At 41.7% G+C, this 10,643-nt stretch carries 18 protein-coding genes and 1 pseudogene; 17 read left to right on the forward strand and 2 right to left on the reverse strand.

Features of this window, described 5'->3' with window-relative positions; translation table 11 throughout:
• From ACVA6Q_RS24360 to ACVA6Q_RS24430, 15 genes and pseudogenes are all read left to right on the forward strand, one after another.
• Positions 1-137: pseudogene (locus tag ACVA6Q_RS24360) on the forward strand (AraC family transcriptional regulator); the annotation flags it as partial.
• A 134-nt stretch (positions 138-271) separates the two neighbouring features.
• Positions 272-751 (forward strand): N-acetyltransferase family protein, encoded by a 480-nt coding sequence (locus ACVA6Q_RS24365; RefSeq protein ID WP_446649185.1) that lies wholly within the window; start codon positions 272-274, stop codon positions 749-751.
• Between the two features lie 154 nt (positions 752-905).
• Complete coding sequence (locus ACVA6Q_RS24370; RefSeq protein ID WP_446649186.1) at positions 906-1,379, forward strand: GNAT family N-acetyltransferase; 474 nt, start codon at positions 906-908, stop codon at positions 1,377-1,379.
• A gap of 153 nt (positions 1,380-1,532) precedes the next feature.
• The gene (locus ACVA6Q_RS24375) at positions 1,533-1,919 is read left to right on the forward strand and encodes a nuclear transport factor 2 family protein (RefSeq protein ID WP_446649187.1); all 387 of its coding nucleotides are present in this window, start codon (positions 1,533-1,535) and stop codon (positions 1,917-1,919) included.
• A gap of 169 nt (positions 1,920-2,088) precedes the next feature.
• On the forward strand, positions 2,089-2,460 hold the full coding sequence (locus ACVA6Q_RS24380) for a DUF805 domain-containing protein (protein WP_446649188.1): 372 nt from the start codon (positions 2,089-2,091) through the stop codon (positions 2,458-2,460).
• A gap of 148 nt (positions 2,461-2,608) precedes the next feature.
• Complete coding sequence (locus tag ACVA6Q_RS24385) at positions 2,609-3,025, forward strand: GFA family protein (RefSeq protein ID WP_446649189.1); 417 nt, start codon at positions 2,609-2,611, stop codon at positions 3,023-3,025.
• Between the two features lie 158 nt (positions 3,026-3,183).
• On the forward strand, positions 3,184-3,471 hold the full coding sequence (locus ACVA6Q_RS24390) for a hypothetical protein (protein ID WP_418642181.1): 288 nt from the start codon (positions 3,184-3,186) through the stop codon (positions 3,469-3,471).
• Between the two features lie 144 nt (positions 3,472-3,615).
• Positions 3,616-4,032, forward strand: coding sequence for a GFA family protein (locus tag ACVA6Q_RS24395; RefSeq protein ID WP_009846796.1), 417 nt, complete (start codon positions 3,616-3,618; stop codon positions 4,030-4,032).
• A gap of 158 nt (positions 4,033-4,190) precedes the next feature.
• The gene (locus ACVA6Q_RS24400) at positions 4,191-4,496 is read left to right on the forward strand and encodes an NIPSNAP family protein (RefSeq protein WP_446649190.1); all 306 of its coding nucleotides are present in this window, start codon (positions 4,191-4,193) and stop codon (positions 4,494-4,496) included.
• Between the two features lie 153 nt (positions 4,497-4,649).
• Entirely contained in the window at positions 4,650-5,075 is a 426-nt protein-coding gene (locus tag ACVA6Q_RS24405) for a bifunctional diaminohydroxyphosphoribosylaminopyrimidine deaminase/5-amino-6-(5-phosphoribosylamino)uracil reductase RibD (RefSeq protein WP_446649191.1), read from the forward strand.
• 766 nt (positions 5,076-5,841) lie between these two features.
• A complete protein-coding gene (locus ACVA6Q_RS24410; RefSeq protein ID WP_446649192.1) occupies positions 5,842-6,318 on the forward strand; it encodes a hypothetical protein in 477 nt (158 codons plus the stop codon).
• A gap of 190 nt (positions 6,319-6,508) precedes the next feature.
• A complete protein-coding gene (locus ACVA6Q_RS24415) occupies positions 6,509-6,970 on the forward strand; it encodes a hypothetical protein (protein ID WP_446649193.1) in 462 nt (153 codons plus the stop codon).
• Positions 6,971-7,128: 158 nt separating this feature from the next.
• Positions 7,129-7,497: a VOC family protein gene (locus ACVA6Q_RS24420; protein ID WP_446649194.1), complete on the forward strand. Its 369-nt coding sequence runs from the start codon at positions 7,129-7,131 to the stop codon at positions 7,495-7,497.
• A 169-nt stretch (positions 7,498-7,666) separates the two neighbouring features.
• Positions 7,667-7,978, forward strand: a complete 312-nt coding sequence (locus ACVA6Q_RS24425; protein WP_446649195.1) for a cupin domain-containing protein — start codon at positions 7,667-7,669, stop codon at positions 7,976-7,978.
• A gap of 132 nt (positions 7,979-8,110) precedes the next feature.
• Positions 8,111-8,602 (forward strand): GNAT family N-acetyltransferase, encoded by a 492-nt coding sequence (locus ACVA6Q_RS24430; protein ID WP_446649196.1) that lies wholly within the window; start codon positions 8,111-8,113, stop codon positions 8,600-8,602.
• Between the two features lie 102 nt (positions 8,603-8,704).
• Here the strand turns inward: ACVA6Q_RS24430 and ACVA6Q_RS24435 are convergent, their stop codons facing one another.
• Together ACVA6Q_RS24435 and ACVA6Q_RS24440 are read right to left on the reverse strand one after the other, a co-directional pair.
• Positions 8,705-8,965: a Txe/YoeB family addiction module toxin gene (locus ACVA6Q_RS24435; RefSeq protein WP_446649197.1), complete on the reverse strand. Its 261-nt coding sequence runs from the start codon at positions 8,963-8,965 to the stop codon at positions 8,705-8,707.
• Positions 8,962-9,213 (reverse strand): type II toxin-antitoxin system Phd/YefM family antitoxin, encoded by a 252-nt coding sequence (locus tag ACVA6Q_RS24440; protein WP_446649198.1) that lies wholly within the window; start codon positions 9,211-9,213, stop codon positions 8,962-8,964. The genes ACVA6Q_RS24435 and ACVA6Q_RS24440 overlap by 4 nt, the downstream gene beginning before the upstream one ends.
• A gap of 174 nt (positions 9,214-9,387) precedes the next feature.
• Between ACVA6Q_RS24440 and ACVA6Q_RS24445 the strand changes: the two genes are divergently transcribed.
• Together ACVA6Q_RS24445 and ACVA6Q_RS24450 are read left to right on the forward strand one after the other, a co-directional pair.
• A complete protein-coding gene (locus tag ACVA6Q_RS24445) occupies positions 9,388-9,804 on the forward strand; it encodes a hypothetical protein (RefSeq protein ID WP_446649199.1) in 417 nt (138 codons plus the stop codon).
• Positions 9,805-9,936: 132 nt separating this feature from the next.
• Positions 9,937-10,539, forward strand: a complete 603-nt coding sequence (locus ACVA6Q_RS24450; RefSeq protein ID WP_446649200.1) for a rhomboid family intramembrane serine protease — start codon at positions 9,937-9,939, stop codon at positions 10,537-10,539.
• The last annotated feature ends 104 nt before the right edge of the window (positions 10,540-10,643 follow it).

Genomic DNA, 10,643 nt, shown 5'->3' on the forward strand with positions numbered 1-10,643 from the left:
AGTACTTGGCCGCTTGGGTTATTAGTAAATTGTCGAGTAGGACGGACGCTGAATCGGCAATTCATTATGTCGCGCCAATCGGTGAAAAAGAAAGTACGGTTCAGCACTGCATGTCAGTAGTCGGTGCATATCTGTAAAATATGCCTAACAAACTGCTCAAGTGGACGCCATAAGCTTGGCGGTTTTGGTTTGAAGTTAAGTGCGCTTGGCAAGTTAGTCGTTAGCGCCACTTAGCAGGGCGTTATGCGACTATTGAGCTAAAGGAGTAGCTTTGAGTAAGTTAGAAATTAGAAATGCAAGTGTTGGTGATTCACATACTATATTACGTTTCATCAATGAACTTGCAGAATACGAGAAAGCAAAAAGCGACGTCAAAGCATCTATCAATGATATTGAATCTAGCCTTTTTTCCAAAGAGGCGACAGCCAAAGCATTAATTTGTGAATATAACGGTGAACCTATCGGATTCGCGGTATATTTCTATAACTACTCGACTTGGCTTGGTAGGCGTGGTTTATACCTCGAAGACCTTTACGTATCACCTGAGTATCGAGGCATAGGCGCGGGAAAAATCATACTCAAACACTTAGCGAGAATCGCAGTTAGGAGTCAATGTGGACGCTTTGAGTGGTGTGTACTTGATTGGAATAAGCCTGCTATAGATTTTTACAACTCAATTGGAGCGGAGCCTCAAGACGAGTGGACAATTTATCGCTTGGCAGGAGAAGCACTCGAACAGTTTGCCGAATAACCGTCGCATAACAAATTGCTCAAGCAGACAGCTAACGCTCGGCGATTTTGGTTTGGTTGAGTTCAGTGATTACGTGGCTTTGCTTGGGTGCTGCGGTTGTTAGCTGCAACTTAGCAAGGCGTTAGGTTAATCTACTTAAAGTACGGAGTGTAAAATGGAATTTATTCCCGTAAAAATTGAAATGGATGATTCTCTCGATTTATGCATGCAATTTCGACGAGATGCAAATGCAGTAAGCTTTGGGAATGATGCCGGTTTTAGTGTTGATGAAACTAAAGCGTGGTTTACAAAGCTAAGTACATTTGATAATTCTGGCTTTTATCATGTTCTCAAAAACAATGAGGTCATCGGTCAAATAGAATTTCGAAATGGCTTGATGGATGAGCAAGGTATAAAGTTTGGCTATATTAACTTGCTGTATTTGTTACCTGAATTTCGTAACAACGGTTTAGGTAAAAAACTAGTGGATTTCATATGTGCTCAGTTCAAAAACGAGCAATGTGCATATGCACAGCTACGCTATATTCCTGCAAATTTGCAAGCCGTTAGTTTCTATCGCAAACATGGTTGGTTTGATGTCGGAGAGCTTGGTGAGCGTGGGCAATTGGCAGAAAAACGATTAACCTAACAAACGCTTCAAGACGGATTCGCAACGCGTGGCATTTTTACCATGCGTTGATTTTAGTGATTAAGGTGGTGTGCGGAAACATCGTATTGCGTTGCTCACCACTTAAGCGGGCGTTAGATTTCATTTGAGTTATGGTGTTTCAAAGGATTGTCGATGATAGATAAAATTTGGGTACTCCACCTTTTTAGCCACCTCGAATGTGGTAGGCCTGAAGCTTTTTTCGAGAGCGTTGCTGATGATGTGATTTGGGAAGTTACAGGGACTCATCCTCTCGCTGGCGTGTACACGACCAAATCGGATTTCATCTCTGGAACGATAGCTAAATTAAACGAAGTACTTGAATCACCGTTACGCCTAAAGGTTCTCTCGTGTTTGCTTGATGGTTCGGTTGCTGCTGTTGAACTTGTCGCAGATTCTACAACAAAATCAGGTAGTGCATTTAATAACAGGTATTGTTGGGTGTGTGAGTTTGAAAGCAACAAGCTGATAAAAGTCAGAGCATATTTGGACTCAGCATTAGTTTCTAAAACACTGAGCTAAGCACCAAGAAATCTAACAATTTGTTCAAGCAGACAGCTAACAGTTGGCGGTTTTGGTTTGGATTCAGTTTAGTGATTAAGGTGGCTTTGTTTGAGTGTAGTGGTAGTTAGCTGCTACTTAACAAGGCGTTATGACGCATAGTTGAGTCCAGAGTATCAAGGAGAGAAAAATGGAATATTTCATAGGTGCTATCAGAAAGTACTCAGTTTTCAAAGGTCGTGCTAGACGAAAAGAATTTTGGTATTTCTACCTAGTTAGTTTCGTTATTAGCTTAGTCCTTGCATTCTTAGATCATCAACTAGGTACGTATGACCCTGAACTCGGGGGCGGTCTCTTAGGCGGAATATATGGAATATTCATTTTTTTACCATCGTTAGCGTTAACTGTTCGTCGTATCCATGATACTGGTCGCAGTGGCTACTGGGCTTTGTTGTTATTGGTGCCTTTAGTTGGGGTGCTGGTAATTCTGTTCTTTGCGTTAACAGATAGTAACTTTGGTTCTAATGAATACGGGGATAGTCCTAAGGAATCTGCGTCATAACAAAGCGTTTAAGACGGATTCCCAACGCATGGCATTTTCGGTTTACTTTGGGTTAAGTGTTTATGGCACAATGGTTTAGGTAGGGTGGTTGGCGTTGCTCACCACTTAACGCGGCGTTATATGTTTTCATCAATTTCGGAGTAATTTAATGTCTTATTCAGAGACTAGCTGCCTATGTGGTTCTGTAAAAATCACAGCAGAAAGCATCAATCCTAATTTCACAGTATGTCATTGTCAGTCTTGCCGAACATGGGGTGGAGCACCATTTTTTGCCGTTAAATGTGGAACTCAGGTAAAAGTCGAGGGTGAAGACAAAGTTAAAATGTACAAGTCATCTTCTTGGGCTTCTCGTGGTTTCTGTACAGAGTGTGGCACTCATTTGTTTTACAAGTTCAAAGAAACAGGTGAATACAATATGCCTGTAGGCTTATTTCCAAACTTAGAGGGTTTGAAAATGGACATGCAATACTTTAGCGACATGCGCCCGAGCTATTACTGCTTTACCAACGAGACTAAGGAAATGACTACAGAAGAAATCATGGCTTACTTTGCGGATAAAGTGTAACCAAACATATAACAAATTGTTCAAGCAGACAGCTAACAGTTGGCGATTTCGGTTTGGTTGAGTTCAGTGATTACGGTGGTTTTGTTTGAGTGCAGTAGTAGTTAGCTGCTACTTAACAAGACGTTATGTGTTTTGGTAATTATCTCATGGGGGAGATGATGAAAGACCCAGATGACGAATTATCTAGTTGGAAATTCGAACGAGAAAAGGGCAGTTTTAAGTTTGCTGTTCGTACATCTGTTCCTGCTATTTTGGGTGTAATGATAGGTCGAAGTATAGATTCCATATTTATATCTGATACAGCTTGGAGCTGGACTCAGACTACCGATTTACTAGTAAGTGGTTGCTGGGCGTCAGTGGGTGCATTTCCTCTTAGTTTCTTAATCTGGTGGTGGCGTGAGAAAAAGTATAAACGTCATATCGCAAAGTTTGAAAAACACACATAACAAATTGTTCAAGCAGACAGCTAACAGTTGGTGATTTTGGTTTGAATTGGGTTTAGTGATTACGGTGGTTTTGTTTGAGTGTAGTGGTAGTTAGCTGCTACTTAACAAGGCGTTAGCTGCCATCCATGTTCAAAGGAGAAACAAATGGGTTATCCACTTCAAGGAGCATGTCAGTGCGGACAAGTTACCTATGAATTACATGAAAAACCATTAATGGTCTTTGCTTGTCACTGTACCGAGTGTCAAAAGCTATCTACCAGTCCATTTAGTATCACTGCGGTTGTTGATGTATCTAAGATAGAGTTTTCGGGTCAACTGAGCAGTTGGGAGCGCTTAGCTGATAGTGGTAATCGGAACTGTGCGATGTTCTGCCCAAGTTGTGGAAACAGAATTTATCACTTTAACCCAGATGCACCGGAAACAGTTAAGTTAAAGCTAAAACCAATCGATCTATCTTCAACTGATATTTTCGAGCCTCAAGCGCATGTTTGGGTTAGTGAAAAACTGGAATGGTATCAGATACCAAATAATGTAAAGGTCTTTCCCAAGCAGCCGAGCTAGCAGCTAACAAATTGTTCAAGCAGACAGCTAACGTTTGGCGGTTTTGGTTTGGTTGAGTTTAGTGATTACGGTGGCTTTGTTTGAGCGCAGTGGTAGTTAGCTGCTACTTAACAAGGCGTTATGCGCTAATAGGAAAAACGATGAAAGGAGTTCAATAAATGGTTACTTGTTACCTAAGATATATCATTGATCCATCCAAGGTTAATGAATTTGAAGAATACGCGAAAATGTGGATCCCCCTCGTAGGGAAGTTTGGTGGGCAGCATCACGGTTACTTCTTACCTTCTGAAGGTGCTAATAATGTGGCCTTAGCTTTGTTTTCATTTCCAAGTCTTGCAGCTTACGAAACATATCGTACTGATTCATTTAAAGATAAAGAGTGTATTGCTGCGTTTCAATTTTCTAAAGATACAAATTGCATCATTAGCTATGAACGTAGTTTTTTCAGACCAGTGCTCGACTAACCACGCGCATAACAAATTATTCAAGCAGACAGCTAACAGTCGGCGATTTTGGTTTGATTGAGTTAAGTGATTACGGTGGCCTTGTTTGAGTGTAGTGGTAGTTAGCTGCTACTTAACAAGGCGTTATATGCCTTGTCGAATGGATACGAAATAATGTCAGAAGTTTATATGCTCAGAGCGTTGGAAATATCACAATTGGCGCTACCTGAGTGTACTCCAAATCCTCCCGTTGGATGCGTACTTGTAGATGGTGAAAAGATTGTATCCGAGGGATTCACTCAAGCAGTAGGTGGTAATCACGCGGAAGTTCAGGCTCTCAATGCGTATGATGGAGCGATGGATAGTATTACCGCCTATGTAACGCTAGAACCTTGCTCATTTATTGGTAGGACGCCAGCGTGTGCAACTACTCTTGTCAAATCTGGTATCAAACGGGTGGTTGTTGCTATGTTAGACCCAGATCCTCGCAATAGCGGTAAGGGTGTGGAAATTCTCAGGAAAGCGGGGATTGATGTAGAGGTTGGTTTGTGTAGCGTTCAAGTTAGCGAGTTTCTTACACCATATCTGGGTAAGTCGTAAGGGCGTATAACAAATAGTTCAAGCAGACAGCTAACAATCGGCATTTTTGGTTTGGATTATGTTTAGTGATTACGGTGGCTTTGTTTGAGTACAGTGGTAGTTAGCTGCTACTTAACAAGGCGTTAGTTGCACTTGGAAATTTAGTGGTCAAATCATTGTCCCTTTAGCTATGCAGCGATAAGCCCCACTGCTTAACTTTCTTTCCGGTGGCAGCGTGAAAGAGTCATTCGTTTTAGTAATCGAGGCGTCGTGGAACTGCTTTTTGTGTCCGTCCGTCAGCAACGAAAGTGACATCTTCCTCAACCCGTTTTTTAGTGACTTCGGTGGCGCCTTTTTCGCGCCAACTCGCATTACTCGAAATATGTCAGCTCTGTCAGCTATCAAGTACGGCTTGGTGGTAGTAATTTAGTTTGCGGCAAGCAATTAGCATCTTGGTGCAAATAAGAGAGTAGGGGCGTAGGCAACTAACAAACTGCTCAAGTGGACGCCATAAGCTTGGCGGTTTTGGTTTGAAGTTAAGTGCGCTTGGTCAGTTAATCGTCAGCGCCACTTAGCAGGGCGTTATAACGCAGGGAAGTATGTTGACAAAAATATGGGATGAACAGCTAACTAGATTGAGAGAAAATATACCTGCATTTATTATAATTGGTATGGTTTCAGGTTTTATAATTGGTGGTCAGGGTGCTTAAGTAAGCTGGAGTTTTTAAATTCCTTTTTGACGTTGATAGGTGTAACTGTTGATTATTCAAGTTTAGGAAATGAACTCTTGAACGAACATGTTGCGCCTAGAACACTTATATTAATCTTGAATTTTACATTTTTTCTATCAGCACTTCACAGGATAGTTTGGGGAAGCTGCGAAACCAATCCTAGAGAGCGGAAGGGAGTTATTTATAGTTTAGTTAATTTAGGATCTTTGCTAGCTATAGCATGGTTGGGTTTGATGTTAGGAGTGTCTATTCCAGCTTTTTATTTTGAGGGGTGGAAGATAAGTTTAGCATTCTTGTTACTCACGGTTTACCCGGTACTTTTCTTAATTGAAATCGACTTGGCTTTAAAGTTTTTGTATTGGAAAGGAATCTGGAAAGAACCTGAATACCTTGAAGATAGATGGGGGTGGAGGATGAAAACTAGGCTAGAGGGAGTTTTTATATCGATGCTGGCTTTTGTCATATTTATCACGATAGAACATCACCAAGCTTTTTGGAACTTGATTGTAAGGACATTAAGAGATGCGTTATAACAATCACTTCAAGACTGACAACCAACGCTAGCGACTTTTGGCTTGGTCAGCTTTAGTGATTTCTGAGTTCAAAGTTAGTTCGGTTTTCGTTGGTTGCAGCTTAAGTGGGCTTTATACCACTATGTGAGAAACTGAGTTTCTGCATACAAGAAAGTAGTTTACGATTCGGCTTTTTGAAGCGGTTCTATATATGTCATATGCAGTTAAAGCTGAAGCTCTTGCTAAAGCTATTCTAGTTCTTGTCGATGGTGGAGTTGATGATTCTCATTGTTATCGCAATTTAGTTGATAATTTGTATGCGTATCGTGTCGGTGCAGTAAATGGGACAGGTAAGTGGGATACAAGAAAGATAAAAGAGCAATGCCAATGGACAATCTCAGCTCGGAATAGCGACAAAGTTGAGAAAGAGCATGTTGTGCCCATGGCTGAGGTTGTGCGCATCTTACTATCGTTAACTAACCCCCAAGTCTCTGATGTATATGATGTTATCGACAAGTACTGTGTCTACTGTATTGTCACGCCGAAAGAGCACAATATTTTGAATGTAAAATACCAAAGAAAAATGCCATCAGAGTTCTGGGACAGTAACAGTGACTACTATATGGATGCTTGGGCAAGATACAAGTTGTCTAGTTTAGAGGTCGTATTTTAGTAGTGGTATAACAAACTGTTTAAGAGTGATTCGCAACGCGTGGCATTTTTACTATGCGTTAGTTTCAGTGGTTAAGGTGGTATGCGGAAGCTTTGGTATTGCGTTGCTCACACCTTAACAGGGCGTTAGGTGCCATTCAAGTTCGGAGAATACATTCAGTGATTTTCAATCATATTTCACTTGGAACTAATGATGTTGACAATGCATCAGTTTTTTATGATGCAGTGCTATCGACATTAGGTATCAGCCGTAGTCACACAATCGATCAAGTAGCTGTGTCTTATGGCGAACAGTTTGAATTTTGGGTTGGACTCCCATTAGAAGGAAATGGAAGCAGCGGAAATGGTACTCACGTAGCATTTAATGCTCCGAGCCAAGAGGCAGTAGACACTTTTTATCAAGTCGCCTTGCAGCAAGGTGCGAGCTGTGAGGGTAAACCTGCGTTGAGGCCTGAATTCGGTGCGTCATATTATGCGGCTTATGTCCGCGACCTTGATGGCAACAAGATAGAAGCAGTCTTCACATAGCGCTGTGTGTTGCACCTAACAAATTGTTCAAGCAGACAGCTAACAGTCGGCGATTTTGGTTTGATTGAGTTTAGTGATTACGGTGGTTTTGTTTGAGTGCGGTGGTAGTTAGCTGCTACTTAACAAGGCGTTATACGCTTTTTGAGTTCATCGATAAAAGGGATTGGTTGTGGAGATAATTCGAGGCAAAGAGTTTGCTGCTGAGCGAGCGTGGGGTGCTAAAGATATAGCATGTATGAATGGCATTACCACTCGATTGCATTGGACAGATCAACCATATAAGTGGCATATAAATGATGGTGAAGAGGTTTTTGTTGTCTTAGATGGTTCAGTAGAAATGTTTTACAAAGAAAACGGTGCTATGAAATCGACTCTGCTAAATGTCGGTGACATTTTCTATGCGTCTGTAGGCACCGAGCATGTAGCTCACCCAGTTGGTGTTGCAAGGGTGTTAGTAGTTGAAAGCGAAGGTAGCGTATAACAAATTGCTCAAGCAGACAGCTAACGCTCGGCGATTTTGGTTTCGTTGAGTTCAGAGATTAAGGTGGCTTTGCTTGAGAGTCGTGGTCGTTAGCTGCAACTTAGCAAGGCGTTAGCATTCTTGGGAGAACGAATGGAATTGGTGAAGGCTTCGGTAGAACAACATTGGGAAATCGCATCTGAGTTCCTGAATCAAACCGTAGTGCGCTGCAATAGAAGAAACCTACCGTTGTGGACATATGAACAAGTACAAGTCGCATCGTTACGAAAATCTTACTCGATTGATAGTCTGTATTTGTTGGAACATAACAGTGAGCTAGTAGGGTGTGTATTTATTAGCTTTGATTGCGATGATTTTTGGAAAGGAATGCAAACAGAAGGAACCCTGTTTTTTCACAAGCTCGCTATAGGCGACAGATATTGTGGTCAAGGCCTAGGAGCGTTAGCTATCAATGAAATTAGTTGGTTAGCACAGAAATTAGGGTACGAGTGGGTTAGGTGTGACTGCCATGGTGGTAGGGAGAGTTTGAGAGCCTTCTATGAAAACTGTGGTTTTACATTTGTTGATAGATTACGAATGTATGAGTTCGACGTGGCACGTTATGAAATGCTAACAAACTGCTAAAGACGGACTGCCAACGCTCGGCGGTTTTACTTTGGTTTGAATTTCGTGTTTACGGTGGTCTGTTTAGGTTTTGCGACATGTTGGCAGCCACTTAGCAGGGCGTTATGTGCCGTAATGAAATCTCAGTTGTGCTATCAGAATTGTTTCATCTTGATACCGATAAACAATTCGATGTTCATCGTTGATACGGCGAGACCAATAACCGGATAAGCCATGCTTTAGTGGCTCAGGTTTACCTATACCGTCATATGGTTCACGCTGTATATCTTTAATGAGGGTATTGATTCGCTTGAGAATTTTTTTGTCGGTCTTTTGCCAATACAAATAATCTTCCCAAGCATTGGTTGAGAAAGTTAACTTCATTCGAGCAACTCTTTTTCTTGTCCTTTGCCAGACTCTAGTTCTGCGACGGATTCGAGTAACCGGCGAGCGTTGGTAGGGGCACGCAAAAGGTATGTCGTTTCTTGCATTGCTTCGTAGTCCTCTAGTGAAATCATCACTACAGGTGCTTCGCTCTTGCGTGTGATGATGACAGGGGCATGGTCATTGCAGACTTTTTGCATTGTAGATGCAAGGTTTGCTCTGGCTGCGGTGTAACTAATAGCGTCCATTTCTTACTCCAAATTGTTCATGTACGTAATTAGGTACAGAGTATAGCGGCATATAACAAATTGCTCAAGCAGACAGCTAACGTTCGGCGATTTTGGTTTGGTTGAGTTCAGTGATTACGTGGCTTTGCTTGGGTGTTGTGTTCGTTAGCTGCAACTTAGCAAGGCGTTATACGAATGGAAGCAAATATGGACTTCAACGACTTAATACCAGAACTACTTGTAACTAATATTGGCCTGAGCGAAGAGTTCTACACCTCTGAGTTGGGTTTTAGTGTGGCCTTTCGACGCGATGGATTTGTCTTCTTAACATTCAATAGTACCCAACTCATGATCACTCAATTAAAGCCAGACTCTTGGGTAAATGGAGAACCTGACGCTCCTCTTGGCCGTGGCATGAACCTAGCGTTCAAAGTTACGCCAGAGTGGCTTGATTCACTGGAAGTTTCACCAAGTGACGTGTTCTTACCGCTGCAAACTGAAACTTATCAAACAGGCGAGTCAGAGACGGTTGTTAGGCAAATCATAGTTAAAGACCCAGACGGTTACTTGATTCGTTTTATCTGTAAAAGTACAGCGCGAGCAATCGTATAACAAATTGTTCAAGCAGACAGCTAACGTTTGGCGATTTTGGTTTGAGTTGAATTTAGTGATTACGGTGGCTTTGTTTGAGTGTAGTGGTAGTTAGCTGCTACTTAACAAGGCGTTAGTAGCAAGGAGAAAAACGTGACAAAAAGGCGTATACCTTACGCAACACTAGTGTTGGTTTTCTCAACAGTAGTTATATCTCTAGGTGTGAATTTTCAAATATCTGGTTCGCTGTTCGGTAAGATCAATATTACGGAGCTAGAGCCTTTTGGTGGCTTCACATATAAGCACATATTAGACCTAGAGTTATGGCGTTTAGTTGTTTCTCAGCTGATTCACGTCAAGCAATACCATATGATCTATAACGCTTTTTCATTGCTTACGCTTGGCTGCATTCTTGAACGAAAAATAGGTTCTGGCATTTTTCTATCGATTTGGTTTATTGCGGGCTCAGTTGGCACTTTTGCTAGTACATTCACAGTACCTGAACCGTGGAATTTGGGGACTGGCGGTTCGCAAGTAATTTTAGCTTTAGCTGCCGTTGGGCCTGCCATGTACCTAAGAAGAGAGATTGGAGGTAAGTTAGCGCTGGTTATTTTAGTTTTAACAATTTTACCTGCGTCCGCTTTAGATCTGATTTTCAGCGAACATCACCTTCCAAAGGTTGGTCATGTGGTTAGCTTCGCCTTGGGTGTCGTACTTTTGTTTTGTTTTCAGCAACGTCGAAAGATTTGCTACTAACAAATTGCTCAAGCAGACAGCTAACAGTCGGCGATTTTGGTTTGGTTGAGTTCAGTGATTACGTGGCTTTGCTTGGGTGTTGTGTTCGTTAGCTGCAACTTAGC

The organism is Vibrio sp. DNB22_10_4, assembly GCF_052879755.1.

Bases quoted from the DNA above. Each gene is read 5' to 3' on its own strand.
- ACVA6Q_RS24385 (WP_446649189.1), top strand. From the start codon at position 2,609: ATGTCTTATTCAGAGACTAGCTGCCTATGTGGTTCTGTAAAAATCACA.
- ACVA6Q_RS24440 (WP_446649198.1), bottom strand. From the start codon at position 9,213: ATGGACGCTATTAGTTACACCGCAGCCAGAGCAAACCTTGCATCTACA.
- ACVA6Q_RS24380 (WP_446649188.1), top strand. From the start codon at position 2,089: ATGGAATATTTCATAGGTGCTATCAGAAAGTACTCAGTTTTCAAAGGT.
- ACVA6Q_RS24405 (WP_446649191.1), top strand. From the start codon at position 4,650: ATGTCAGAAGTTTATATGCTCAGAGCGTTGGAAATATCACAATTGGCG.
- ACVA6Q_RS24370 (WP_446649186.1), top strand. From the start codon at position 906: ATGGAATTTATTCCCGTAAAAATTGAAATGGATGATTCTCTCGATTTA.
- ACVA6Q_RS24400 (WP_446649190.1), top strand. From the start codon at position 4,191: ATGGTTACTTGTTACCTAAGATATATCATTGATCCATCCAAGGTTAAT.
- ACVA6Q_RS24390 (WP_418642181.1), top strand. From the start codon at position 3,184: ATGAAAGACCCAGATGACGAATTATCTAGTTGGAAATTCGAACGAGAA.
- ACVA6Q_RS24395 (WP_009846796.1), top strand. From the start codon at position 3,616: ATGGGTTATCCACTTCAAGGAGCATGTCAGTGCGGACAAGTTACCTAT.
- ACVA6Q_RS24415 (WP_446649193.1), top strand. From the start codon at position 6,509: ATGTCATATGCAGTTAAAGCTGAAGCTCTTGCTAAAGCTATTCTAGTT.
- ACVA6Q_RS24430 (WP_446649196.1), top strand. From the start codon at position 8,111: ATGGAATTGGTGAAGGCTTCGGTAGAACAACATTGGGAAATCGCATCT.
- ACVA6Q_RS24445 (WP_446649199.1), top strand. From the start codon at position 9,388: ATGGAAGCAAATATGGACTTCAACGACTTAATACCAGAACTACTTGTA.
- ACVA6Q_RS24435 (WP_446649197.1), bottom strand. From the start codon at position 8,965: ATGAAGTTAACTTTCTCAACCAATGCTTGGGAAGATTATTTGTATTGG.
- ACVA6Q_RS24375 (WP_446649187.1), top strand. From the start codon at position 1,533: ATGATAGATAAAATTTGGGTACTCCACCTTTTTAGCCACCTCGAATGT.